A 24914-nucleotide genomic window follows, 5' to 3' on the forward strand; every position below is an offset into this window, starting at 1 on the left:
CACCTTGCGCAGGTGGCGGGCTTCGGTGCTGTTGGCGAGGGGCCTAGAGGTTGGAGGCTTCCTCGCGGTCCGGGTAGACCTCGCGCAGCAGGTGCGCGGTCTCGGAAGGCGTCTTGCCGACCTTCACGCCCGCCGCCTCGAGGGCTTCCTTCTTGGCCTGGGCCGTGCCCGAGGAGCCGGAGACGATGGCGCCGGCGTGGCCCATGGTCTTGCCCTCCGGCGCGGTGAAGCCGGCCACGTAGCCGACAACCGGCTTGGTGACGTTGGCCTTGATGTACTCGGCGGCACGCTCCTCGGCGTCGCCGCCGATTTCGCCGATCATCACGATCGCCTTGGTTTCCGGATCGGCCTCGAACGCAGCCAGGGCGTCGATGTGGGTGGTGCCGATGACCGGGTCGCCGCCGATGCCGATGGCGGTGGAGAAGCCAAGGTCGCGCAGCTCGTACATCATCTGGTAGGTCAGCGTGCCGGACTTGGAGACCAGGCCCACGCCGCCCTTGCCGGTGATGTTCGCCGGGGTGATGCCCACCAGCGACTCGCCCGGCGTGATGATGCCCGGGCAGTTCGGGCCGATAATGCGGGTGATCTGGTTGCCGTCGGCGTCCTTCTTGGACTGTGCCAGCGCCCAGAACTCGGCCGAGTCCTGAACCGGCACGCCCTCGGTGATTACCACGACCAGGCCGATTTCGGCCTCGATGGCCTCGACCACGGCGTCCTTGGTGAAGGCCGGCGGGACGAAGACGATGGAGACGTCGGCACCGGTTTCGGCGACGGCTTCCTTGACCGTGCCGAACACCGGCAGGGTCTTCTCGCCGTGGGTGACGGTGGTGCCGGCCTTGCGCGCGTTCACGCCGCCAACGATGTTGGTGCCGGCGTGCAGCATGCGCGCCGTGTGCTTGGAGCCTTCGCCACCGGTGATGCCCTGGACGATGACCTTCGAGTCCTTGTTGATGAAGATAGACATGTTTTAGTTCCTCGGTCCTTAGGCGTTGGCCAGCTCGGCGGCCTTGTCGGCGCCCTGGTCCATGGTCAGGGCCAGGGTGACCAGCGGGTGGTTGGCGTTGAGCAGGATCTGCCGGCCTTCGTCGACGTTGTTGCCGTCCAGGCGGACAACCAGCGGCTTGGTGGCCTTCTCGCCCAGGATTTCCAGGGCCTTGACGATGCCGTTGGCGACCGCGTCGCACGCGGTGATGCCGCCGAAAACGTTCACGAACACGCTCTTGACCTGCTCGTCGTTGAGGATGACGTCCAGGCCGGCGGCCATGACCTCGGCCGAGGCGCCGCCGCCGATGTCCAGGAAGTTGGCGGGCTTGACGTTGTTGTGCTTCTCGCCGGCATAGGCGACGACATCCAGGGTGGACATGACCAGCCCTGCGCCGTTGCCGATGATGCCGACCTGTCCGTCGAGCTTGACGTAGTTCAGGTCCAGTTCCTTGGCCTTGGACTCGAGCGGATTTGCGGCGTCCTTGTCCTCGAGCTCCTCGTGGCCGGGCTGGCGGAAGGAGGCGTTCTCGTCCAGCGAGACCTTGCCGTCCAGGGCGACGATGTCGCCGGCGCCGGTCTTGACCAGCGGGTTGACCTCAACCAGGGTGGCGTCTTCCTTGATGAACACGTCCCAGAGCTTGACGATGACCTCGGCGACCTTGGGGCGAAGGTCCTCGGCGAAGCCGGCCTCGGCGACGATTTCGTCGGCCTTGGCCTGGTCGATGCCCACGGCCGGGTCGATGGCAACCTTTGCCAGGGCGTCCGGGCGCTCCACGGCGAGCTGCTCGATCTCCATGCCGCCCTCCACCGAGCACATGGCCAGGTAGTTGCGGTTCGCGCGGTCCAGCAGCACGGAGAAGTAGTACTCCTCGGCGATGTCGGCGCCCTGCGCGATCATGACCTTGTTGACGGTGTGGCCCTTGATATCCATGCCGAGGATGTTGGAGGCGTGTTCAAACGCCTCGTCGGGGGTCTTGGCGACCTTGACGCCACCGGCCTTGCCGCGGCCTCCGACCTTCACCTGAGCCTTGACGACAACTACGCCGCCAATTTTCTCAGCAGCTGCCTTGGCTTCTTCTGGGGTGTACGCAACGATTCCAGCCAGCACGGGTACTCCGTGTGCCTCGAAGAGATCGCGCGCCTGGTATTCATACAGGTCCACGGGTTGTGTCCTTCTACGTCGAAGTCGTTTCTGACTCGGAGCGGCATCCGCGGTTGGCCGTGGCGATGACCACGGACGGCGGCGGATGCCTGCAGTGCTCCATGGGGAACTCTAGCCCCTTTGGCCTCGGGAGCCGGTCCCAGAGTACCGCTTTAGTGGCCAAGGGCACACTTCTACAACTTGTAGAATCGTCACGGCTTGGGGTAACGGGGCGGCACGGCTAACGCTTGCCGCTGTTTTCCCGAGGGTCGACGGCGGTGTCCCCGCCTTGCGCTGGGGCGTCCCCGCCCTGCGCTGCGGCGTCCGCGTCCTGCGCGGCGGCGGCTGCCGGCGCGCCGCCCCGGATGACGGTCTGGTTCAGCAGCGGGATCCGCAGGCCTTCCTGGGCCAGTGCGCTCTTCAGCCGGGCCCGCATCACGCGCGCGATGCCCCACTGTTCCAGCGGCTTGGTCCGGATTGCCAGCCGGATCACCACGGATTCGCCGGTGAGCGCTTCGACGCCCCAGACCTCCGGGTCGTCCAGGATCAGCCTGCGGTAGTCCTCGTCCATGCGCAGTTCCATGGCGGTCTGGAGGATCAGATCGGAAACCTTTTCCACGTCGGAGTCGTAGGGAACCGGGATGTCCAGCACGGCCCGCGCCCAGCCCTGCGAGGAGTTACCCACCCGCAGGATCTCCCCGTTGCGAACGTGCCACAGCGTGCCGTCCACGGCGCGCACCTGGGTGACCCGCAGACCGACCGACTCCACTGTGCCGGATGCCTCGCCCAAGTCGACCACGTCGCCGATGCCGTACTGGTCTTCGGCCACCATGAACAGCCCGGACAGGTAGTCCTTGACCAGGGTCTGGGCGCCAAAACCAATAGCGACGCCGGCAATGCCGGCACTGGCCAGTACCGGGCCAAGGTTGAAGTCCAGCTCCGTGAGCACCATCAGCACGGTGATGCTGGCCAGCACGATGGTGGTGATCGAACGCAGCACCGATCCGATCGTCTTCGAGCGCTGGGCCCGGCGAACCGCGGCGATCGGCGAGTCCTGAATCAGCCAGTAGCGCGGGTCTTTTGTGTTCTTGGGCGCCGCAGGGTCGAATTTGTCCAGCTTGGCGGTCTCGCCGTCGGCGATCTTTCCGGTGACGCGTTTGATCACCATCCGCAGCACCATGTTCAGCATGAATCCACCCAGCAGGATCAGCGAAACGCGCAGCGGCTTGTCAAGCCAAAACTCGGGGGTTGCCAGCCGTTCCAAAGTCCTAATGTCCACGTGGTCCATGGATATGAACGGTAAGCGCCGCGTCCGGCCGCTGCCAAATGCGCGGGCGCGAACGTGGCGAATCTCCCAGCGGAGGTCAGCCCATCTTGGTCAGCGGCGCATAGCGCAGCAGCAGCCGCTTCTCGCCGGCGTCGAATTTCACCTTGGCCACCGTCTTGTCGCCGGCACCCTCGAGGCCCAAAACCGTCCCGTTGCCGAAGCTGGCGTGGTTGACCTTGTCGCCGATGGACAGCGCGATGACTTCCTTCTGCGGCTGCACACGTCCGGCCCGGGTCTTGGCACTGGTGATCGAGGGCGCCGATCCGCGCATATTGCTGATGTCCTGACTGCCGGAGGCCCCTGCACCCCAGTGCGATCCCCCGTAGCGGCTGGACCCGAAGCTGCCCGCGGAGGCAAACGTCGGGCGGGCCGTGCCTTCACGCTTCCAGTCGATGAGTTCGGCCGGGACCTCTTCGATGAACTGGCTGGCCGGATTGAACTGGCTTTGGCCCCACATGCTGCGGGACTCGGACCGGGTCAGGTACAGCCGCTGGCGGGCGCGCGTCAGGCCCACATAGGCCAACCGCCGCTCTTCGGCCAGCTCCGCCGGGTCGGTCATGGAGCGCTGGTGCGGGAAGATTCCGTGTTCCATGCCGGTGAGGAACACCACCGGGAACTCCAGCCCCTTGGCGGTGTGCAGGGTCATCAGCGTCACCACGCCCTGGTCCTTGGCCAACTGCGCCGCCTTGGCGTCCGGGGCGTCCGGAATCTGGTCCGCGTCGGCCACCAGCGCCACCTGCTCCAGGAACTCGGACAGCGACCCTTCCGGATTGTCCCGTTCGTATTCGCGCACCACGGCCACGAGCTCGGCCAGGTTCTCCACCCGGGATTCATCCTGCGGGTCGCTGCTCTGGCGCAGCATCGCCAGGTAGCCGGTCTGCTCCAGCACGGCCTCCAGCGCGGCGGCCGCACCGGATCCGGCGGCGACTTCGGCCAGGTCGTCGATGAGCTTCACGAAGCCAGCGACCGCGTTCACCGACCGGGTGGCCATGCCGGGTGCCTCCTCGGCACGGCGCAGCGCGTCCATGAACGAGATCCGGTCCCGTTCCGCCAGCGCGGCGACGGCGTACTCGGCACGGTCGCCGATCCCGCGCTTCGGTTCGTTGAGGATGCGGCGCAGGTTCACGACGTCGTCCGGGTTCGCCAAGACCCGCAGGTAGGCCAGCGCGTCCTTGATTTCCTTGCGCTCGTAGAAGCGGGTGCCGCCGACCACCTTGTAGGGCAGCCCCACCCGGACCAGCAAGTCCTCGATGGAACGGGACTGGGCGTTGGTGCGGTAGAAAATGGCGATGTCGCCGGGGCGGATCCCTTCGGAGTCCTGCAGCCGGTCGATCTCGCCGGTGATGAAGCGGGCCTCGTCGTGCTCGTTTTCGCCCACGTAGCCGATGATCTTCTCGCCGTCGCCCTCAGCGGTCCAGAGCCGCTTGGCCGGGCGGTCCGGGTTCCGGGAGATCACCGAGTTGGCAGCGGTCAGGATGGTTTGCGTCGACCGGTAGTTCTGTTCCAGCAGGATGGTGCGCGCGCTGGCGTAGTCCTTCTCGAAATCGACGATGTTGCGCACGTCCGCCCCGCGGAAGGCGTAGATGGACTGGTCCGAGTCGCCCACCACGGTCAGCTCACCGGCGGGTACCGACCCGTCTTCGGACTCCTTCGCCAGCTCGCGCACCAGCCGGTACTGGGCATGGTTGGTGTCCTGGTATTCATCCACCAGGACATGGCGGAAGCGGCGGCGGTAGGAGTCGGCAATCGCCGGGAACGCTTGGAAAATGAAGACAACCTGCGCGATCAGGTCGTCGAAGTCCATGGCGTTGGCCTGGCGCATCCGCTGGGTGTAACCGGTGTAGACCGAGGCCACCGCCTGCTCGAACGGATCCGAATAGTTGGCGCTGGAGGCGTAGGACTCGTCGTCGATCAGTTCATTCTTCAGCGCCGAGATCTTGTGCTGAATGGACTTGGGCGGGAAGCGCTTCGGGTCCAGGTCCAGCCCCTTGGCCACCTGGCTGACCATCCGCAGCGTGTCGGCCGAATCGTAGATGGAGAAGTTCGAGTTCAGCCCCACGTGCTTGGCTTCGCGGCGCAGGATCTTCACACAGGACGAGTGGAACGTGGAAATCCACATTCGCTTGGCCGGGTCCCCCACCAGCGACTCGATCCGCTCCCGCATCTCCGCCGCGGCTTTGTTGGTGAAGGTAATGGCGAGGATTTCCCCCGGCCGCGCGCGGCGGGTGGCCAGCAGGTACGCGATGCGGTGGCTGAGCACCCGGGTCTTGCCGGATCCGGCACCGGCGACGATCAGCAGCGGGGAACCGGCATGCTTGACCGCCTCTTCCTGCTGCGGGTTCAGCCCCGAGAGCAGCTCTTCGGCGCCGGGCAGATGCGGAGCGGGCGGAGAGGCAACATGCGGGTCGAAGTCCGGGTCGGTGAGGAAATCCATGGTTCCCTAAGTCTATTAGCCGCCACCGACACTGCGGGACGCCGGCGGCGACTTCCGCCAACGGCCGACGCAGGACCTCCAGCGGCATAATGGTTGTATGTCCAAAACCCCCGCACAGCGCGCGAAGAAACACGGTGCGGCGGCGGCCCCGGCCCCAGGCGGCGCCGCAGCCAAGCCTGCCGTTCCCGGCAGCACCCGGTCTCCCCAGCGCGCTGCCGGCAACGCGAACCTGATCGTCATCGCCGGAGCCGCGGTCTCGGCCTTGCTGTTCGGCTACTCGTTCCTGCTCGTGATGCCGCAGTTCTCCCAGCTGACCGGAGGGCTGGCCATGCCGGACACGCTCATCGGCGGATATTCCACCGAGTACGTCCAGCAGGTGCGCACCGCGTTCGGCGAAGACGGCGCCGGGCAATACAACTACTGGCACAAGACCGCAGACACCATCTTCCCGTTGCTGTTCGGCTTCACCTGGCTGATCCTGCTGGGGCAGCAAATCCGCCGCCTCAGCTGGCGCTGGCTCGCCTGGTCCGTCGTCGTGCTTTATGTGGCAGCGGACCTGGGTGAAAACACCGCCCTCGACGCCGTGCTGGCCACGGACCCGGTGGGCGACGCCTCGCTGGCGAGCTTCCTCACTGTCGCCAAGTCCATCCTGTTCGGGCTGAGCCTGGTCGCCGCCGTCGTCGCGGTCTTCACGCGTAACCCCAAGCGGGCCGGAGAATCGGCCGCCGCTCCAGCCGGCAGCGCCACTTAAGCTAAGCTTTTGGCGTTGCCCCCGTAGCTCAGGGGATAGAGCACCGCTCTCCTAAAGCGGGTGTCGGCAGTTCGAATCTGCCCGGGGGCACTTCCTGCCGGACCTGCCGGCGAAACGCCAGGCGTCCTTGAGGGCGGCATGCGGGCGACCGAGAGCCGCCGTTAAAAGGGCAGCCGACCGCCGCCTGTGCAACCCCCCACGGAAGCACAGACGGTAGCCGGCTGTAGTGCCTTCCACCGAAGCGGCCAGGAATCCCTGTCAGCTGGGACCGCTGGTTCCGGTTCTTCCCGTTCGCCGGAGCCAGCAGCATCTTCCCGCCGCTTGTTGGCCGACGGCCGCGCCGTTCCCCTGAAGCACGTAAGCCGCTCCGGGACCGTTCCTTCCCGGAGCGTACGCACCGCAGGCACTGCCGTCACCATATATCTAAATCGATTGGATTTAATAAAGCAACTCCGGGGACCGTTTATGGCACGAGGACGCGCCCATTCACGCCGGGGTCGCGTGGTAAAACACGGGCCTGCGTCCCGGCTAGTTGCCCAGGAGCAGCCCGCTGGCCTTGGGTGAGAGGGCGTCGTCCAGCACCAGGCAGGCGCCGCCGACGGCTCCCACCTCGAATCCCAGCGAGGACGACACCACGTCGACCCCGTGGATTGCCCGCGAGACGAAGCGCTTGTTGATCTCCTCGCGCAGGATCGGCAGCGCCAGTTCGTCCAGGCCGTCCCACAGCGGGCCGCCAAAGATGACGCGGTCCACGTCCAGGATATTGGCCACCTGCGCGACGGTTCCGCCCAGCAACCGGGCCGCCCGGGCGATGATGGCCGCGGCCGCCGGCTCGCCCTCGCTGGCCATGCGGAAGAGCGCGAGGATCCTTTCCGTGGCCTGGTGACGGTCCCCCAGCTCGGCATCGGCCGGGAACAGCCCGGCCTCCACGGCCTGTTGGAACAGCGTGCCGAAGTTCAGCGCCATGCCAACGCAGGTGCGTTTTCCGCAGTCACACGGCGGGACCTCCGCCTCCACCGGGAAATGGCCGATCTCGCCGATGTTGTCGGAGGCGCCGCGCAGCACCTGGCCTTCGAGCACCACGCCGGCGCCCAGGCCCGTGCCCAGGTAAACGAACACGAAGTTCTCGGGCTCCGGCCGTCCACTGGCCCATAGTTCCGCCACCGCCGCGGTTGTCGTGTCCTTGTCCATCAGCACCGGCAGGCCCGTCAGGGCACGCAGGGGTTCGCGCAACGGCACCGACGTCCACTCGCGCATCATCGGCGGATCCACCACCGTCCCTTCGGCCGCGTCGATCGGCCCGGGTGCAGCCAGCCCGATGCCCAGGATGCGGTTGCGCTTGATGCCGGAGGCGGTGATCAGCGCCTCCGTTGCGGCGGCCATGGCAGCGGCTATGCCGTCCGGTTGGCCGGCAGTGGGAACGTCGTGCCGGGCACGCGCCACCACCTCGCCGTCGAGGTTCAGCACGACCAGGGTCATGACCACTGGGTCGAGGTGGATGCCGATGGCCAGCCGGCTGGAAACCTCCAACTGCAGCACGGTGCGCGGCTTGCCGGGCCCGCTGACGGTCTTGCGGTCTTCGCGCACCAGGCCTTCGTCCACCAGCCGGCGCACCACATTGGAGATCGTTTGCGGGGACAGTCCGGTGCTCTCCACCAGTTCCACCCGGGCGATTCCCTCGCGGGCACGGCGGATGGCGTTAAGGATCACGGCCTGGTTATAGCCGCCCAGGCGGCCAAGGTTGGTTCCGCGCTGCATCGCACCCGCTTTCCACTCATTCGATGTGTGGGACCCAGAGCAACTCTAGCCATTGAGCGGGCTGACCACACCCGCGGCGCGGCCGCCTTTCTCGCGCAGTCCGGACCGCCGCCCTCAGGCCAAGCCGGCCACCCGGGTATCGCTGAGGAACTGGGTCCGGTACAGCTCGGCGTAGCGGCCCTCCAAGGCCAGCAGCTGGGCGTGCGTGCCCTGCTCCACAATCCGGCCGCCCTCAATCACGAGGATCCGGTCAGCGGAGCGCACGGTGGATAGCCGGTGGGCAATAACGACGGCGGTGCGCCCCTCGAGCGCCTCGGTGAGCGCCGCCTGCACGGCCGCTTCGTTGGTGGAGTCCAACGCGGCTGTCGCCTCGTCCAGGATGACCACCCGGGGATGGCCCAGCAGCAAGCGGGCGATGGTCATCCGCTGCCGTTCGCCGCCGGAGAGCCGGTAGCCTCGCTCCCCCACCATGGTGTCCAGGCCATCCGGCAAGGACCGGATCAGGTCCTCCAGCCGGGCACGGCGGAGCACGTCCCAGATCTCGTCATCGCTGGCCTCCGGCCGGGCCAACAGCAGGTTGGACCGGATGGTTTCGTGGAACAGGTGCCCGTCCTGGGTCACCATGCCGATTGTTCCGCGCAGTGCCTCGAAGCTCAGGTCACGGACATCGGTGCCCGAAAGCTTAACGGAACCGGAATCTACGTCGTACAGGCGGGCCAGCAACTGGGCCATGGTGGACTTCCCGGCCCCCGAGGACCCCACCAGCGCCACCGTCTGGCCCGGTTCCACCCGGAAGCTGATCCCGTGCAGCACCTCCTCGCCGCCGCGGGCGTCGAGGGTCGCTACCTCCTCCAGCGAGGCCAGCGACACCTTCTCGGCGGACGGGTAGGCGAACCGCACGTCCTTGAACTCGACGGAGACCGGGCCCGGCGGCACGGCGCCGGCGTCGTCCTTTTCCGTAATCAGGGGCTTCAGGTCCAGCACTTCGAAGACGCGCTCGAAGCTGACCAGCGCACTGGAGATCTCCACCCGGGCGTTCGCCAAGGCAGTCAGCGGCGCATACAGGCGGGTGAGCAGGAGCGCCAGCGTCACCACGTCGCCCGGATCCAACCGGCCGATGATCGCGTAGAAGCCGCCGAGCCCGTAGACCAGGGCCAGGGCCAGGGCGGAAACCAGGGTGAGCGCCGTGACGAACACCCACTGCATCACCGCGGTCTTGATGCCGATGTCGCGCACCCGCTGGGCCCGGAGCTTGAACTCGCGGGATTCGTCGGCGGGCCGGCCGAACAGCTTGACCAGCGTGGCTCCGGGCGCGGAGAACCGTTCGGTCATCTGCGTGCTCATGGCGGCGTTGTGGTTGGCGGTCTCGCGGCGCAGTTCCGCGAGCCTGCTGCCCATCCGGCGGGCCGGCAGCAGGAACACCGGCAGCAACAACAGCGCCAGCACGGTGACCTGCCAGGAGGTGTTCAGCATGACGATCAGCGTCAGGATCAGCGCCACGAGGTTGCTCACCACCCCGGAGAGCGTTCCCGCGAAGGCCCGCTGCGCCCCGATCACGTCGTTGTTCAGCCGGCTGACCAGCGCGCCCGTGCGGGTGCGCATGAAGAAGGCGATCGGCATCTTTTGGACGTGGTCGAACACGGCGGTGCGCAGGTCCAGGATGATGTCCTCGCCCAGCCCGGAGGAAATCCACCGGGTCACCATGCTGAGTCCGGCGTCGGCGATGGCCACCAGGGCGATGACCACGGCCAGCCAGGCCACTACCTCGACGCCGGTCCTGGCCACGATGGCGTCCACCACCTGGCCGGCGAGCACCGGCGTGGCAACGGCCAACGTGGCGGTCACCACGGAGAGCAGCACGAAGATCACAATCTTGCCCTTGTAGGGCGCGGCGAACGCAAAGGTCCGGCGGACTGTCTCCCGCGAGAAGGACTTCTGGTCCTTCGAGTGCGAAAGCCGGTACAGCGAACTCCAGGCTGCCCCTTCCATGGACATGATGGCTCCTAACGGCTGATGGTGCTACTGCAACCCTAGAACCATTCCGGGCGCCCTGGTGTTCCTGCCGTTGGCCATGCGGCCGAAAGCTGTCCTGGATGGCCGGGCCGGGACAGGCGCGGGATGCCACCCGGTTTTGCAGCCGGTTCGGCGAGTACAGGGTTTAGCGCCGAGATCGCCCGCAATAGGCCCCGATCTGGACGCCAAAGGGAGACCTCGCCGCGAGCTCAGGGGCGGCAACCGGTGATCTGGACGCCAACCCCTGAGCCCGACGGAACGCTGTCATCCACGGCGTCTCCCGCCGGCGGCCGCTGCCCGGGTGCCGCGCCAGCCGCCTTCGCGCCACACCCCCCGCCGGCGGCCGCTGCCCGGGTGCCGCGCCAGCCGCCGTCGCGCCACCGCCCGGTGCCGCGCCAGCCGCAGTCGTGCCAGCCCGGCGTCAGCTGAGCTGCTTCTCCTCGTGCGGGACGAAGCGCACCGTCATGGCCTTGAACCCGGGCGTGTTGGACTCCCGGGCCACGAGGTCCCGGTGGACCAGCACGTTGGCCTCCGGGAAGTAGGCGGCCGCACAGCCGCGCGCCGTCGGGTAGGACACCAGGCGGAACTCGTCCGCGCGACGCTCGTTGCCCTTGAACGTACTGATCACATCCACCAGGTCGCGGTCCGCGAAGCCCAGTTCGGCCAAATCGTCCGGATGCACCAGGATGACCCGCCGCCCGTTGGAGATGCCCCGGTAGCGGTCATCCAAGCCGTAGAACGTGGTGTTGTACTGGTCGTGGCTGCGGATGGTCTGCAGGATCAGGTGCCCCTCGGGCGCCTCAAGGTACTCCAGCGGGCTGACCGTGAAGCGGGCCTTGCCGATGTCGGTGGCGAAGGACCGGGTGTCGCGCGGCGGGTTGGGCAGCACGAAGCCGCTCTTGTTCCGGATCCGCGTGTTGAAGTCCTCGAATCCGGGCAGCACCCGGGAAATGTGGTCCCTGATCACGTCGTAGTCCTCGGCCATCGCCCGCCAGTCCACCGGGTGGTCGTCCCCGAAGGTGGCCTGGGCCATCCGGGCGATGATCACCGGTTCGGCCAGCAGGTGCTCGCTGACCGGTTCCAGCCGGCCCTGCGTGGACCGGACGACGGACATGGAGTCTTCCACGGAGAGGAACTGCGCGCCCTTGGGGTGCTTGTCGTCCCGGTCGGTGCGGCCCAGCGTCGGCAGGATCAGCGAGGTCTTGCCGTGCACCACGTGCGAGCGGTTGGGCTTGGTCGACACGTGCACCGTCAGGCCGGCCTTCTTCATGCCTTCTTCCAGCGCCTCGGTCTCCGAGTTCGCCAGGGCGAAGTTGCCGCCCATGGATACGAAGACATCCACCTTGCCGTCGGCGAAGGCGTCGAGCGCCTCGGTGGAGTCGACGCCGTGCTCCCGGGGCGAGGTGATGCCGAATTCCTTGTCCAGCGCGGCCAGCAGCCATTCCTTCGGCTTTTCCCAGATGCCCATGGTGCGGTCGCCCTGGACGTTGGAGTGGCCGCGGACCGGGCAGGCGCCCGCGCCGGGCTTGCCGAAGTTGCCCTGGAGCAGCAGCAGGTTGATGATCTCGCGCAGGGTGTCCACCGAGTGCGGCTGCTGGGTCAGGCCCAGCGCCCAGCAAATGATGGTGGCCTTGGACTTGGCCAGCAGCCCTGCCACCTTGGCGATCTCCAGCCGGGACAACCCGGTCGCCTTCTCGGTTTCGGCCCAGTCGATGTGCCGACGGGCTTCGACGTACTCCTCGAAGCCTTCGGTATTCGCCGCGATGAAAGCCTTGTCGACGACGGTGCCCGGGGCACGGTCTTCTTCTTCCAGCAGCAGGTGACCCAGCGCCTGGAACAGGGCGAGGTCGCCGCCCACCTTGATCTGCAGGAATTCGTCGGCCAACGCGGTTCCGCCGCGCAGCAGCCCGTCCACCGACTGCGGGTCCTTGAACGCCATGAGTCCGGTTTCGGGCAGCGGATTTACCGCCACGATGGTGCCGCCGTTGTCCTTGCATTCCTTGAGCGCCGAGAGCATGCGCGGGTGGTTTGTCCCCGGGTTCTGTCCGACCACGAAGATCAGCTCCGAGTGGTGGATGTCCTCCAGCGACACGGTGCCCTTGCCGATACCGATGGTCGGGTTCAGTGCGCTGCCGGAGGATTCGTGGCACATGTTGGAGCAGTCCGGCAGGTTGTTGGTGCCGAGCGAGCGCGCGAAGAGCTGGTACATGAACGCGGTCTCGTTAGCGGTGCGGCCCGAGGTGTAGAACACGCAGCGGTCCGGCGTCGTGGCGTTAATGCGTTCGCCGATCAGGCTGAACGCGTCCGCCCACGAGATCGGCGAGTAGTGCGTCTCGCCCTCGCGGATGATGACCGGTTCTGTGATCCGGCCCTGCTGGCCCAGCCAGTACTCGGTCTTCGTGGAGAGCTCTTCGATGGAGTGGCGCGCCCAAAACTCGGGCGTGACGGTGCGCTTGGTGTTCTCCTCCGCCACGGCCTTGGCGCCGTTTTCGCAGAACTCGGCCGGCTTGCGCGGCCCGGTGATGGATTCGGGCCAGGCGCAGCCCGGGCAGTCGAAGCCGCCACGATGGTTGATCCTGAGCAGGGACCGGGCGGTGCGGACGACGCCGGCCTGCTCAATGCCGCGCTCCAGCGCAACCTTCACAGCCGAAAGACCGGCGGCGGCCTTCTTCGGTTCCTTGACCTTCAGGGTGCTTTCATCAATGTCATTCACGGGTCCGGGACGAGTCATGCCCCTAATGTATCCCGGCTCACACCGGTTCTCCGACACGCTCGGCGCGTCTTACACGAAATGTCCGACGGCGGCGCCGACCCGCCCGGGGTGCGCATACACGTTAATACTGCGTCCGCGGCTGAAACCGGCCAGCGTCAGCCCCACCTTTTCCGCCAGTTCGACGGCGAGCGAGGACGGCGCGCTCACGGCCGACAGGACGGGGATACCCGCGAGATAGGCCTTCTGGACGAGTTCGAACGAGGCCCGCCCGGAGACCTGCAGCACCGTGTTCCGCAGCGGCAGCCGGCCCTCGCGCAGCGCCCAACCCACGACCTTGTCCACCGCGTTGTGGCGGCCCACGTCTTCCCGCAGGCAGAGCAGGTCGCCCTCGACGCTGAACAGGCCGGCGGCGTGGACGCCACCGGTGCGCTCGAACACCTGCTGCTGTTCGCGCAGCCGGTCCGGCAGCTGCAGCAGGATGTCCAGCGGCACTTCGCCGCCCAGGCCGGCGCCGTCCGGGCCCGGGGAGGCTCCGCCGTCGTCATTCTGGAGCGGGAAACGGGAGCGCTTGGTCACGGCGTCAATCGAGGCGGTGCCGCAGATGCCGCACGCGCTGCTGGTGACCACCTGCCGGTCCAGCCGCGGATCCGGCAGCGCCACCCCTGGCGCCAACTGGGCCTCCACCACGTTGAAGGTCTGCCGGCCGTCCTCGTCCTCGCCGGCGCAGAAGCGCATCGAGACGAGGTGTTCGGGCGACCAGACGATGCCCTCGGAGACCAGGAAGCCGGCCACCAGGTCGAAGTCGTCACCCGGGGTGCGCATGGTAATCGAGAACGCGCGGCCGGCCAGCCGGATTTCCAGCGGCTCTTCCACCGCCATCACGTCCTCGCGGCGGCGCGCCGGCGCATCGAGACTGAGTTTGAGCACCTTGCGGCGCTGCGTCAAGCGGCCCATGAAGTTCTCCTCTACTGCCTTGTAACAAGGGTAAGGCACCCATTACCAGGGCAGGTCGAGGGCAGGCAGCTGTTCGCCGGGCTCGGCGCCGGCGGCGGGCACCACCATCACGCCGTCCGCGGCCGCCAGTCCCCGCATCATGGCCGAACCGATGCGGTCCGCGGGGACGGCGCCCCCGTCCGGTGACAGGCCGTAGGGCAGCAGCCGGTCTTGGTCGTGCAGCGGCGGCATGGCAGTTCCGGCGGGCACGGTGCGCAACCGGGCCAGCGGCCGGCCGGTCATGCCCGCCAGCAGCGGAGCCGCCAGGGTCAGCAGCGCCATCATGGCGGCCAGCGGATTGCCCGGCAGCCCCACCAGCAGCCGGCCGTCGGCCAGCCGGGCCAGCAGTGCCGGATGCCCCGGGCGCATCCGGATGGACGGGACCAGGATCGTGGCGCCGTCCGCGTCCAGCACCCGGCGCAGGTGGTCGGCGGAGGAGTGGCCGGTTCCGCCGGTGGTGATGACGACGTCGCCGGCGCAGCCGGCGATGGCTTCCTCGGTGGCAGCGAAGTCGTCGGGCAGCCGCCGGCTGTCCATCACCCGGCCGCCGAGCCGGGCGATGATCGCCGGCAGCGTGGGTCCGAACGTGTCCCGGACCCGGCCCGGTGCCGGTATGCCGGAGGTGACGACCTCGTCGCCGGTCAACAGCAGGGAAACCTGCGGCACGGGGGCAACGGGGAGCACATCGTGGCCGCACACCGCCGCGACGGCCAGATGCGCAGGGGTCAGCACGGTGCCGGCGGAGACCACGACGGCGCCGGCGGCGGTCTCCTCGCCGGCCGGACGGATGTGCCGCCCGGGGGCCAGTTCCCGCCCGTCCGTGCCCGCACACAGCTCCAGCCGGTCCGTCGCCGCGGCCCCGCATTCACTGCGCAGCACGCTGTCCGTGCCCTCGGGGATCAGCCCTCCGGTGACGACCGGGGCGGCCAGCCCGGGCCGCAAGGCGCTGCCGGTCGGCACCAGCCGCCAGGGCCCGGTGCCGGCGACGGCCCAGCCGTCCATGGCGGAGGACGCGTAATGCGGGACCGGCACCAGCGCCGTCAGATCGCGGGCCAGCGTGCGGCCGGCGCAGGCGGCCAACTCTACGTCTGCGGGGTGCGGCCGCCCCGCTTCTTTGCCGGCGGTGTAGGCTGCGCCCCGGGCATCGTCCCAGCGAAGGCCGGAGCCGCTCACTCCTGCACTGCGCCGTGCCGGCGCGCCACTTCGTCGGCCACGCGGGAGGCCGCACGCATGGCCACCTCGGGTGTGGCCTGTCCGGTGGCCGCGGCCAGGCCGGCGGCGTACCCCACCACGAAGGTCGTCAGTGGCGCCGCCGGGCGGACCACACTGTGCGCCGCGACGCCGGCCAGTCCCAGCACGGCGTCGATGTCAACCGGCGTGTCCTCGATTTCCAGCGCCTGGAGCAGTTCGCTGACATACGGGGAGAGCTTTTCGGCCGCTCCGGACACAATGGCCTCCGATCCGCCCGTGCGCGGGCTTTGTACAACGTTTGTTTCAGGCTACGGGGCGGGCCGGGCAATGCCAAAGCGGCCCGCGTCCTGCCAAGTGTCGACGTCGGAGGTGTGGTCCCCTGACGGACCCTCGAGCCGGATCTCGGCAGCCGGCAGGCCGCCGAGCAGCCGCCGGACCGGCTGGCCGGCCAGCCCGGCGGCTCCCCCGGCGTTCCGCACCGCCGCCTCCAACGCGGCGCTGTCCGCGCAGCAAGCCAGCGGCTGCTGTCTGCCGTCGGCGTCCACCGGGATCCAGAGCCTGGCCTCCGGCCGAAGGACGGCGTGGCGCAGCAGCAGTTCCGGCAGCCCGGCCAGCATCGGCATGTCGCAGGCAAAGAGCAGCGTGAACGGCGCCCGCACGGAGGCACCGCCGTCGCCGTCCTGGACCCGCCCGGAGGCACCGCCGTCGTCGTCCTTGACCAGCGCCTGGATTCCCGCAGCAATGCCCGCCGCCGGTCCGGAGAACGGCGGGTCTTCCCGGGTGAGCTTCAGCCGAAGCGGCTGCGGGGCGGCCGTGCGGCGGAAAGCTTCCACTTCCTCCGACAGGTCATCGGGGCCGACGACGGAGATCCGCTGGGCCCCGCGGACAGCCTCCAGCGTGCGGCGCAACAAGGTAACTCCGTCGAGCTGCAACAGCGCCTTGGGGCTGCCTCCCAAGCGCGAGGAACGGCCGCCGGCCAGCACGACTGCGTCGAAAACCGGAGCCGTCACGCGGCGGTATGGGTGTCGAGGAACTGGCTCCAGGCCGGGGCAGGACGGTCCAGGTCGCGGATCCGCCAGCGGGCGCCGCTGGGCGGCCGGGGTGTGAAGCGCAGGCTCCAGCCCATTTGGGCCAGCGTGCGGTCACCCTTGGCATTGTTGCAGCGCAGGCAGCAGGCCACCAGGTTCTCCCAACTGTCTTCTCCCCCGCGCGACCGGGGCTTGACGTGGTCCACCGTGGTGGCCGTCTTGCCGCAGTAAGCGCAGAGATGGTTGTCGCGGCGCAGGACGCCGCGGCGGGTCACCGCGGTGTTCTTGTTGTACGGCATCTTAATGTAGCGGTTGAGCAGGATGACCGAGGGACGGCCCAGGATGTCGTTGGGGCCGACGACGGGGTCTCCGTCTTCGGCAATCACGCTGGCTTTTCCGGTGAGCACAAGAAGCAGCGCCCGGCGGAAGGTGACAACCGCCAGGGGTTCGTAACCAGCATTCAGAACGAGTGTGCGCATGCACATTCCTCTAGGCCTGACCAACCCGACCGGTGCTTCAGATCCCGGTCCGGGACTGGATTTTCTGCACTGACAGTCAAAGAGTATGACGGCGGGTGCGTTCTGCGCTAACTTTTTTACCGTCTGTGGGCACAACGCCGCCGGCCCCGGTGCACGCTGTGGGCGTGTACCGGGGCCGGGGTCGGTCCTGGGGACCGGGAAGGCTGATGCCTAGTTGACGCGGATGGCTACATAGCCGGATCCGACGTCCGCACTGGCCAGTGCGGTGGTGTAGCCGGTCCAGCCGCCGTGGATGGCCTGGCCGTTGCCCACGTAGATGGCGATGTGCGCGACGCCGGCACCGCCGTCGGAGTAGTACAGCAGATCGCCCGGCTGCGGGGTGGAAACCTGGGTGCCGTAGCTGAAGAACTGCGCGGGGGCGAGGTCGCCCACCGAGAAACCGGCGGCGCGCAGGGCCTTCTCCACCATGGCGGTGCAGTCCTGCGAGATGCCGATCTGGCCGTACGCGGAGGACACCAGGGTGGAGGCTACTCCGCTAGCGGAAGCTTCGGCCTTGGCCGGCTCCGCCTTGGCCGCGGGGGCGGCGGCGGCGGCCTTGACCTCGACCGCGGGAGCGGCGGCCTGGACGGCGCCCTGGGCTGCGCCTGCGGCCTCCTCGACGACCGGGGCCACTTCTTCGGCCACGGCTTCGACAACAGGCTCAGGCTCCGGGGCCGGAGTGGACTTGATGGCGGGACGCGAGAAGGTCAGCTCGACGGCACTCGAAGCCTGGACGGTGTCCACCTGCACGCGGCTGGGAACGGACACGGTGGATGCGGTGCGTTCGATGGTGGTTGACTGCGCGGGAACCGCGGCGGTCAGGGCCAGTCCGGACGCGGCAGCGATGACGGCTGCCGAGCGACCCATGGATCCGGCATTGGACGAGACGGCTTTGGAAATCGTCTCCAGCGGGTTGGTGCGGACGGAAACGGCGCGGTGGCGCCCCGTAGCGGTGTCATTGAACACGTTAAAGGCCTCTCCCAATGCCTGCGAGGTGAGCTGTCGGATTCGGATGGGAGTGCATCCGGCCGCAGCCCTCTCCGGCAAGACCTGAGAGTGCTAGCGACTTAACCCCAAGGGTTTCTGTACGAAACCCGGAATTGGTTCCCCCGCCTCTGCCCGCGAAGTTTTTGCGAACGGACTCCGGACGGTGGCAGAGCTCGGCAATCCACCCGGAGGTCCCAGCCGTTTGGCAACTGGCACGCGTTAGAGCGTATACGATCAATCACGCATTGTCACATTCTGATCACGGCGCGGTGATGTTTTGATTACGGGAGGCCCGCGGGCCGTGCTTCCGGACGGTTCCGGGATGGTGCTGGTACGAAGGGTGCCGCGTGGGGCCTCGCGGCTCCGGACGGTTCGGGGACGGCACTTGCGCGAAAGGCGCCGCTGTGGATCTCGCGAGCTCCGCTCAGTCTTCCGCGGGGCGCCGCTTAACGGCCGCAGCGCGCCCCGAAGGACGCGCCGCGAGAAGACCGTGGAAGGAAGGGATTAGCCTGCCGGACGGATGAAAACCGGGCCGGAGCCGATGTAGGCGCTGCCCAGGACGGTGTTGTAGCCGGCCCAGCCGCCGTGGATGGCCTGGCCGTTGCCGACGTAAATGGCCACGTGAGCCACACCGGCACCGCCGTTGGCGTAGTAAATGATGTCGCCCGGCTGCGGGGTGGACACCTGCGTGCCGTAGGCAAAGAACTGTGCGGGGGCAAGGTCGCCCACCGCGAAGCCTGCCGCGCGCAGGGCGTTCTCGACCAGGGCGGTGCAGTCCTGGCCGACACCGATCTGGCCGTATGCGGCCGCGACGATGGCGCCGGCGGCTCCGCTGGCGGCAGCTTCGTCGGCCTTCTTGACGGTTTTGGTTTCGTTCGACCCGGCGTCGTTGCCGGTCGTGGGGGTGATCTCGTTGGAGACGGCCTGGACAACTGCCTCCGGCGCGGGGGTGGAGGTGATCCCCGCACGTTCGAAGGTCAGCTTCACGGCTGCGGAGGCCTGCACGGCTTCCACCTGCACGCGGGCCGGGGCGTCGACCCCTCGGTCAGCGCTGACAGCCTGGGCCGGGATGGTACCGGTCAAAACCAGGCCGGTAGCGGCGGCGATCACGGCACCCTGACGTCCCATGGTTCCCGCATTCGCGGACACAGCCTTGGAAATCGTCTCAAGCGGGCTCGTGCGGACGGGGGTCGCACGATGGCGGCCCGCAGTAATGCTCTTGGACACGGTCTGTACCTCTCCCAAATGCCTGCGAGGTGAGCTGTCGGGTTCGGATGGGAGTTCATCCGGCCGGCCGGCGTGCGGGCTGGTGGCCCGGGCCTGATCGGCTTTACCCCAAGGACACCGTGCGATGTCCGGGAAGTGGTTCCCCCGCCTCTGCCATGCGAATCGGTGCGAACGAACTTCGGGCGACGGCAGAGTTCGGCATTCCGCCCGAAGGTGCCAGGCTGTGGGCGACTGGCACGGGTGAAACCTTATAACAGTTTGCGGGTTGTGTCACGTTCCGGTTACGGCGTGTTGGTCACAGCCAGCCGGTGGGGTCCACCAGCTTGTCGTTGACCATCACTTCGAAGTGAAGGTGGCATCCGGTTGAGGCTCCGGTCGTGCCGCTTTGGCCCACCATCTCCCCGCGCTGCACGGTGGCGCCGACCGACGTGTCGATGGTGCTCAGGTGGTTGTAGGTGGTCTTCAGGCCGTTGCCGTGGTCCACCACGATCCGGTTGCCGCCGCCGCCGACCTGGAAGCCTGCCTCGACGACGGTTCCGCCGGCTGCCGCGTGGACCGGAGTGCCACAGGCTGCTCCATAGTCCTGGCCGGTGTGCAACTCCCCGGCATAGCCGGTGATCGGACTGACGCGGTAGCCGAACGGCGACGTCATGGTCATCTCGTCCATCGGCTGCGAGAGGGAACCTTCGCTGCTGACAACCTTGGCGTTGCTGCCGGAAGCGACCATGACCTGCTTCAGCTTCGTGTCCGGGTCGAACTTGCTGGTCAGCCCGGCACGCTCAAACGTCAGGCGCGCTTCGGTGGCGGCGGAGATGCTGCTGCTGGCGGCCGGAGCCTCCTGCGGGGCGTCGGCCGTGGCGCCGGCCGTCGTCGGGAGCATCACTGTCAGGGCCATCCCGGACGCGGCTGCGACGATCGCGGTTTTATGCCCGACGTCGCGTGCGGCTGCTGCTACCGGCGACGGCGCCGGCTGGGCGCGGCGGCGGCCGGGTGTCGCGGCACGTGGGCGTGAGTGTTCGACCGGGGCGGATGAACGGCGCCGTCCCGAGGCTTTGTGACCTGCCAAAATTCTTTACCTCTCCAAAGCGCCTGCGAAGTTAGCTGTCGGATTCGAGTCAAGAGAAAACTCGGCCGCACCGCACACAGCGTGAGTGGAACGATTCACCTACGCTTTGCCCGCTGCGGCTTCACCCCAAGGCAGCGTACAAACTGCCGCTTGGTGGGTCCTCCGCCCCTGTCTCACGGATACACGCCTCCGCCGACAGGGTTCGGCTTGCGGAGGGTGTGGGATCGATGTCTCGATACCCCGGTCAACTATACGTAAAACTCCCCGAAAGTAATAAATCCGTTATCCGTGGTGCGTGTATTTAGGGGACAACGTTTCATCGCATTGATACAAAGATGTGCGCGGCAACTTCCGGAGGCAGTTCCAAGGCACCGTCGATCCCCGGCACGCGCACGGAAATGTACTCGCCGGCGGTCTCCAGTTGAAGGCTTGCGCCGGGCTTCAAGCCGCCCTCTTCCAGCTGGAGCAACAGTTCCGGTTCCACCTGGATGGGCTCCGCCAGCCTGACTATGCTCACCTGTTTATCGGCCGTGTAGCTGCCCATGGCCTGTGCCAGATTGAGCACGCCGGAGGTGAACTCTTCGGCCGGCTGGCCCCCGAGCGCTTCCAAACCGGGGATGGGATTGCCATACGGCGAAACCGTTGGCCTGCCCAGCAGTTCGTAGAGCCGCTGCTCGACCCGCTCGCTCATCACGTGTTCCCAGCGGCAGGCCTCGTCATGCACGTAGGCCCAGTCCAGTCCGATGACGTCGGAGAGCAACCGCTCGGCCAGCCGGTGCTTGCGCATCACTTCGGTCGCTTTTCGCCGGCCCAGTTCGGTCAGCTCGAGATGCCTGTCGCCGGTGACGACCACGAGTCCGTCCCGCTCCATCCGCCCGATCGTCTGCGAAACCGTCGGGCCAGAGTGGCGCAGCCGCTCGGCGATCCTGGCGCGCAGCGCAACGATGTTCTCTTCTTCGAGCTCGAGGATAGTGCGCAGGTACATCTCGGTAGTGTCGATGAGATCAGTCAATGGCTTCTTGCTCCTCGGCGCGGTTAAAGGCTGCTCCAGCAGCATGCATGAGGGTGTTCTCCCCTCACCAGCCTAGCCTGTTTTCCGTGCCCGACCGGCAGCTACGCCGCGGGCTGACGCGCCATGCGGCCAACGCAACAATGCCGGGTTCAACTAACGGCGGCCCTTGGCGTTGGGGCAGAATGAAACGGGCGTTCAACGGCGAACCGCCATCGAGATCATTGCCCCCACGCCAGGAAAGGTATTCATGAGCGATACCCAGTCCATCAGCATTCCCGCCGACCTGCTCCCCAAGGACGGGCGCTTTGGCGCGGGACCGTCCAAGGTCCGTCCGGAACAGGTCGACGCCCTGGTCGCCGCCGGCCAGAACCTGCTGGGCACGTCGCACCGCCAGGCACCGGTGAAGAACCTCGTGGGCAGCGTCCGCGAGGGGCTTAAGTCGTTCTTTAAGGCGCCGGAGGGTTACGAGGTCATCCTGGGGGTTGGCGGCTCGACGGCGTTCTGGGACGTTGCATCCTTCGGACTGGTGGAGCAGAAGGCGCAGCACCTGTCCTTCGGCGAGTTCAGTTCCAAGTTCGCCGCGGCCACCAACAAGGCCCCGTTCCTGGCCGAGTCGAGCATCATCACTTCGGAACCCGGCTCCCGGCCGGAGCCGCGGGCAGAGGCCGGCGTGGACGTCTATGCCTGGGCGCAGAACGAAACCTCCACCGGTGTGGCCGCGCCGGTGCAGCGCGTGAATGGTGCCGACGACGGCGCGTTGGTCCTCATCGACGCCACCTCCGCAGCGGGCGGGCTGGACGTCGATGTCACCCAGAGCGACGTCTACTACTTCGCGCCCCAGAAGAACTTCGCCTCCGACGGCGGCCTGTGGCTGGGCGTCTTCTCCCCCGCAGCGGTGGAACGGGCGGCCCGGATCGGTGCCACCGATCGTTGGATTCCCGACTTCCTCAATCTAGAAACGGCCATCGACAACTCGCTGAAGAACCAGACCTACAACACGCCCGCGCTGGCCACCTTGGTCACGCTCAATGCGCAGATCGAGTGGCTAAACGGCAACGGGGGCCTGGACTTCGCTTCCGGCCGCACCGCCGATTCGGCAGGACGGGTGTACCAGTGGGCGGAGGCTTCCGCGGTGGCGACCCCGTACGTGGCGAACCCGGAGCACCGTTCGAACGTCATTGCGACGGTGGACTTCGACGAGTCAATTGATGCCGCTGCGGTCGCCAAGGTGCTGCGTGCGAACGGAGTGGTGGATGTGGAGCCGTACCGCAAGCTCGGCCGCAACCAGCTGCGCATCGCCACCTTTGTCGCCGTGGAGCCTGAGGACGTCAGCGCACTGCTGGCCTGCATCGACTACGTGGTGGACCGGCTGCAGGGCTGACTCCACCGACGACGCGTCGATTCGCTAAGGTCCGGCTTCCGTTCGCGGCGGCCGGACCTTTTTGGTTGGCAGTTGGGTGCAGCCCTGGCAGCGTTACGCAGCAGCGTTACGCAGCAGCGATGCGTCAGCCGCGCGGCGTCACCAGCGATGCGTCAGCAGCGCTTCATTGGGATCTTTGCAGGCAGCATTGCGTCACCCGCGATGCCTCAGCAGCGAAGCGTCACCAGCGTTACACCGCCCCTCCAGCAAGCGTGAGGTTCCACCTCAAAACTGTCCGAAGCAGCCGGTAGCGTGAGGATATGGACGGCGAGGGCGGCGAGCTTCGGTTCCCGGTTCCGGGACAGGGACTGGTGATGGACCTTGGTGTGCCCTCGCGTCCGGACAGTTCCCTGCTGGAAGCGCTGCTGCAACAGGTGGTGGCAGCGGCGCTGCTGCGACGTTATGGCATCAGGCCTGATGGCGCCGGATTCTTTCCGGCGGCAGCTGACCTGGGCGCGTCTGCCGCCGTCGACTCCGCCCACCCTCTAGGGATTTCTTCCCCAAACGAAGCTACGGGCGCCGGGCAGGTATCCCTGCCCGAGGACGCCGGATCAGCTCAGAGATTGGGCGCCGGGCAGGTATCCCTGCCCGAGGACGCCGGATCAGCTCAGAGATTGGGCGCCGGGCTGCAATCGGCCGGGAACGGGGAGGACGACGGCGTAGGCCTGCCCGTGGTGCCGGAGGGCACCGGGGGCGAGCCGGTGGTCCCCGAGGGTGGCGTGGGCGTGCCTGCCGTGCTGGCTGGCCTGTTGGCGGTGGTGGAGCCGGCGGATCTGGATGACGCGCAGACCATGGACTATCTTTTGGCCGCGGCGCGGGTGGAGGCGTGGGTGCAGTCCTGCCAGGTCAAGGCGTTGGGCCGCTTCGCCCGGCTTCGTCCCGGCGTTGGCGCCGACTGCGACCCGGAAGGCTTTTCCCGGTTCGCGCCGCAGGAGATTTCGGCGCATCTGTGCACGGGGGATGCCGCGGCGCGGGCCATGCTGGCCGATGCCCGGCACATCTGCTCGCACCTGCCGGGCACTCTCGAGGCGATGGGCCGCGGTGACCTGGACTTGCCGCGCGCGAAAGCGCTGGCCCGCGGCTCCGCCGACCTGCCGGCGGAATGCCTGCAGGACTTCGAAGCCGCTGTGCTGCCCGGCGCCGGGGACGTCACGCTGGATTCAGTGAGATCGCGGGTCCGGCGGATGCGGGACAGGCTGCACCCGGAATCCTTGGCGGAGCGGCACCGGCGGGCGAACGAGTCCCGGGACGTGCAACTGATGGACCAGGACGACGGGATGGCCGAACTGTGGATCCGGACCAGCGCGGATAAGGCGCACCTGGTCTTCGACCGGATCCAGGCCACGGCCCGCTCCCTCCAAGGCCCCGGCGAGGCCAGGACCCTGCCCCAGCTGCGAGCCGACGTGTTCACCGACCTGCTGCTGGCCGACGGCACTGGCCTGGCTGGCCCCGCGGATACTGCGGCAGTGGACGACACGGTACCGGCAGCGCCGGCAGCTGCACAGGTATCCGCCGGCAGCGGAAGCTTCGCTGGAGGCCCGTCCGGGGACGGCACTGTTGCGGTTCCAAGGCCGGCACCGGCCGGCGGCGGTGGTCGGTCCGCACCTACCTGCGGCGGCGGTGGCCGAGCCGCTCCTGTCTGCGGCGGCGGTGCGGGGCCGGGGATGCTGGTCACGATGCCCTTGACTACGCTGCTGGGACTGAGCGAGGAGCCCGGGGACTTGGCCGGGCACGGACCGATCCCGGCAGACATGGGACGGCAACTCGCCGAGCTGGCCAGGTCCTGGTTGCTGGTGCTCACCGACGACCATGGTCAGGCGATCGCGGCCGCCCGGAGACTGCGGATTCCGCCCGAATGGCTCAAGCGGCTGGTCCGTGTCCGCGACCGGCACTGCCGTTTCCCCGGGTGCCGCCGGGCGGCCAGGTATTGCGAGATCGACCATGTCCTCGCGTGGGACGACGGCGGGCCGACCGTGCTGGAGAACCTGCAGTGCCTGTGCAGTGCGCATCATGCGGCGAAGACCGGCGGGCACGTCCGGGCCGCTGCCGGGCCACACGGCGAGATCACATGGACCACGCGCACCGGCCACCGCAAGACCACCCATCCGGACGAGGGCTGGGACACCATCCTGCACCGGCCGAAGGAGACAGATCCCGCCGCCAACGGCGGCAGCGGATACACCACCGACGGCACCGGAGAAGACGTCGTCAGCGGCACCATTGACCCAATTGACCGCGGTGACCAAACGCCTAAACGTACTCTCGGCGGCATCGAGCTGCCCGACGACACCACCGACCCCGACGCACCACCGCCTTTCTGAGCTTCCCGCGGCAAGAGAAGATGTGGGGGG

General features: G+C 67.8%; 19 protein-coding genes, 1 tRNA gene and 3 riboswitches. Of the genes, 4 read left to right on the plus strand and 16 right to left on the minus strand.

Annotation, left to right across the window (positions count from 1 at the left end):
- Nucleotides 1-43: 43 nt before the first annotated feature.
- The 4 genes from sucD to pcrA all read right to left on the minus strand — a co-directional run bounded on the left by sucD (nucleotide 44) and on the right by pcrA (nucleotide 5886).
- Nucleotides 44-964, minus strand: a complete 921-nt coding sequence (gene sucD / locus AC5RVS_RS12255) for a succinate--CoA ligase subunit alpha (RefSeq protein ID WP_494108333.1) — start codon at nucleotides 962-964, stop codon at nucleotides 44-46.
- Between the two features lie 18 nt (nucleotides 965-982).
- A complete protein-coding gene (gene sucC, locus AC5RVS_RS12260; protein WP_494108334.1) occupies nucleotides 983-2146 on the minus strand; it encodes an ADP-forming succinate--CoA ligase subunit beta in 1164 nt (387 codons plus the stop codon).
- Between the two features lie 220 nt (nucleotides 2147-2366).
- Entirely contained in the window at nucleotides 2367-3413 is a 1047-nt protein-coding gene (locus tag AC5RVS_RS12265) for a mechanosensitive ion channel family protein (RefSeq protein ID WP_494108335.1), read from the minus strand.
- 76 nt (nucleotides 3414-3489) lie between these two features.
- The gene (gene pcrA / locus AC5RVS_RS12270) at nucleotides 3490-5886 is read right to left on the minus strand and encodes a DNA helicase PcrA (protein ID WP_494108336.1); all 2397 of its coding nucleotides are present in this window, start codon (nucleotides 5884-5886) and stop codon (nucleotides 3490-3492) included.
- 97 nt (nucleotides 5887-5983) lie between these two features.
- Between pcrA and AC5RVS_RS12275 the strand changes: the two genes are divergently transcribed.
- A complete protein-coding gene (locus tag AC5RVS_RS12275) occupies nucleotides 5984-6637 on the plus strand; it encodes a hypothetical protein (RefSeq protein ID WP_494108337.1) in 654 nt (217 codons plus the stop codon).
- Between the two features lie 17 nt (nucleotides 6638-6654).
- Nucleotides 6655-6727: transfer RNA gene (locus AC5RVS_RS12280), tRNA-Arg, on the plus strand.
- 438 nt (nucleotides 6728-7165) lie between these two features.
- Here AC5RVS_RS12280 and AC5RVS_RS12285 read toward each other — a convergent pair.
- From AC5RVS_RS12285 to AC5RVS_RS12340, 12 genes are all read right to left on the minus strand, one after another.
- Nucleotides 7166-8395 carry an ROK family transcriptional regulator gene (locus AC5RVS_RS12285; protein WP_494108338.1) on the minus strand — a complete coding sequence of 410 codons (1230 nt, stop codon included), beginning with the start codon at nucleotides 8393-8395 and terminating at the stop codon, nucleotides 7166-7168.
- A 114-nt stretch (nucleotides 8396-8509) separates the two neighbouring features.
- Entirely contained in the window at nucleotides 8510-10390 is a 1881-nt protein-coding gene (locus AC5RVS_RS12290) for an ABC transporter ATP-binding protein (protein ID WP_494108339.1), read from the minus strand.
- A gap of 439 nt (nucleotides 10391-10829) precedes the next feature.
- Nucleotides 10830-13139 (minus strand): FdhF/YdeP family oxidoreductase, encoded by a 2310-nt coding sequence (locus AC5RVS_RS12295; RefSeq protein WP_494108340.1) that lies wholly within the window; start codon nucleotides 13137-13139, stop codon nucleotides 10830-10832.
- A 51-nt stretch (nucleotides 13140-13190) separates the two neighbouring features.
- Nucleotides 13191-14075, minus strand: a complete 885-nt coding sequence (fdhD, locus tag AC5RVS_RS12300; RefSeq protein WP_494108341.1) for a formate dehydrogenase accessory sulfurtransferase FdhD — start codon at nucleotides 14073-14075, stop codon at nucleotides 13191-13193.
- A 42-nt stretch (nucleotides 14076-14117) separates the two neighbouring features.
- A complete protein-coding gene (locus tag AC5RVS_RS12305) occupies nucleotides 14118-15287 on the minus strand; it encodes a molybdopterin molybdotransferase MoeA (protein ID WP_494108342.1) in 1170 nt (389 codons plus the stop codon).
- On the minus strand, nucleotides 15284-15562 hold the full coding sequence (locus AC5RVS_RS12310; RefSeq protein WP_493987628.1) for a DUF6457 domain-containing protein: 279 nt from the start codon (nucleotides 15560-15562) through the stop codon (nucleotides 15284-15286). The genes AC5RVS_RS12305 and AC5RVS_RS12310 overlap by 4 nt, the downstream gene beginning before the upstream one ends.
- Nucleotides 15563-15613: 51 nt before the next feature.
- Nucleotides 15614-16315, minus strand: coding sequence for a molybdenum cofactor guanylyltransferase (gene mobA, locus AC5RVS_RS12315; RefSeq protein WP_494108343.1), 702 nt, complete (start codon nucleotides 16313-16315; stop codon nucleotides 15614-15616).
- Nucleotides 16312-16812 carry an HNH endonuclease gene (locus AC5RVS_RS12320; protein ID WP_493987626.1) on the minus strand — a complete coding sequence of 167 codons (501 nt, stop codon included), beginning with the start codon at nucleotides 16810-16812 and terminating at the stop codon, nucleotides 16312-16314. Before AC5RVS_RS12320 ends, mobA begins: the two co-directional genes overlap by 4 nt.
- A gap of 210 nt (nucleotides 16813-17022) precedes the next feature.
- Nucleotides 17023-17817, minus strand: a complete 795-nt coding sequence (locus AC5RVS_RS12325) for an NlpC/P60 family protein (protein ID WP_493987625.1) — start codon at nucleotides 17815-17817, stop codon at nucleotides 17023-17025.
- A gap of 4 nt (nucleotides 17818-17821) precedes the next feature.
- Nucleotides 17822-17996: riboswitch (cyclic di-AMP (ydaO/yuaA leader) on the minus strand.
- A 346-nt stretch (nucleotides 17997-18342) separates the two neighbouring features.
- Entirely contained in the window at nucleotides 18343-18966 is a 624-nt protein-coding gene (locus AC5RVS_RS12330; protein ID WP_494108344.1) for an NlpC/P60 family protein, read from the minus strand.
- Nucleotides 18967-19069: 103 nt separating this feature from the next.
- A riboswitch (cyclic di-AMP (ydaO/yuaA leader) is annotated at nucleotides 19070-19243 on the minus strand.
- A gap of 117 nt (nucleotides 19244-19360) precedes the next feature.
- Nucleotides 19361-20131 (minus strand): M23 family metallopeptidase, encoded by a 771-nt coding sequence (locus tag AC5RVS_RS12335; RefSeq protein WP_494108345.1) that lies wholly within the window; start codon nucleotides 20129-20131, stop codon nucleotides 19361-19363.
- A 5-nt stretch (nucleotides 20132-20136) separates the two neighbouring features.
- Nucleotides 20137-20349: riboswitch (cyclic di-AMP (ydaO/yuaA leader) on the minus strand.
- 98 nt (nucleotides 20350-20447) lie between these two features.
- Complete coding sequence (locus tag AC5RVS_RS12340; protein ID WP_494108346.1) at nucleotides 20448-21143, minus strand: iron-dependent transcriptional repressor DtxR; 696 nt, start codon at nucleotides 21141-21143, stop codon at nucleotides 20448-20450.
- A gap of 247 nt (nucleotides 21144-21390) precedes the next feature.
- On the opposite strand from AC5RVS_RS12340, the gene serC reads away from it, so the two are divergent.
- A complete protein-coding gene (gene serC, locus AC5RVS_RS12345; RefSeq protein ID WP_494108347.1) occupies nucleotides 21391-22524 on the plus strand; it encodes a phosphoserine transaminase in 1134 nt (377 codons plus the stop codon).
- Between the two features lie 299 nt (nucleotides 22525-22823).
- Nucleotides 22824-24884: an HNH endonuclease signature motif containing protein gene (locus AC5RVS_RS12350; protein WP_494108348.1), complete on the plus strand. Its 2061-nt coding sequence runs from the start codon at nucleotides 22824-22826 to the stop codon at nucleotides 24882-24884.
- The last annotated feature ends 30 nt before the right edge of the window (nucleotides 24885-24914 follow it).

The organism is Arthrobacter sp. Y3221048 (assembly GCF_059092685.1).

Bases quoted from the DNA above. Each gene is read 5' to 3' on its own strand.
- sucD (WP_494108333.1), bottom strand. From the start codon at position 964: ATGTCTATCTTCATCAACAAGGACTCGAAGGTCATCGTCCAGGGCATC.
- AC5RVS_RS12265 (WP_494108335.1), bottom strand. From the start codon at position 3,413: ATGGACCACGTGGACATTAGGACTTTGGAACGGCTGGCAACCCCCGAG.
- pcrA (WP_494108336.1), bottom strand. From the start codon at position 5,886: ATGGATTTCCTCACCGACCCGGACTTCGACCCGCATGTTGCCTCTCCG.
- AC5RVS_RS12275 (WP_494108337.1), top strand. From the start codon at position 5,984: ATGTCCAAAACCCCCGCACAGCGCGCGAAGAAACACGGTGCGGCGGCG.
- AC5RVS_RS12285 (WP_494108338.1), bottom strand. From the start codon at position 8,395: ATGCAGCGCGGAACCAACCTTGGCCGCCTGGGCGGCTATAACCAGGCC.
- AC5RVS_RS12290 (WP_494108339.1), bottom strand. From the start codon at position 10,390: ATGTCCATGGAAGGGGCAGCCTGGAGTTCGCTGTACCGGCTTTCGCAC.
- AC5RVS_RS12295 (WP_494108340.1), bottom strand. From the start codon at position 13,139: ATGACTCGTCCCGGACCCGTGAATGACATTGATGAAAGCACCCTGAAG.
- fdhD (WP_494108341.1), bottom strand. From the start codon at position 14,075: ATGGGCCGCTTGACGCAGCGCCGCAAGGTGCTCAAACTCAGTCTCGAT.
- AC5RVS_RS12320 (WP_493987626.1), bottom strand. From the start codon at position 16,812: ATGCGCACACTCGTTCTGAATGCTGGTTACGAACCCCTGGCGGTTGTC.
- AC5RVS_RS12330 (WP_494108344.1), bottom strand. From the start codon at position 18,966: ATGGGACGTCAGGGTGCCGTGATCGCCGCCGCTACCGGCCTGGTTTTG.
- serC (WP_494108347.1), top strand. From the start codon at position 21,391: ATGAGCGATACCCAGTCCATCAGCATTCCCGCCGACCTGCTCCCCAAG.
- AC5RVS_RS12350 (WP_494108348.1), top strand. From the start codon at position 22,824: ATGGACGGCGAGGGCGGCGAGCTTCGGTTCCCGGTTCCGGGACAGGGA.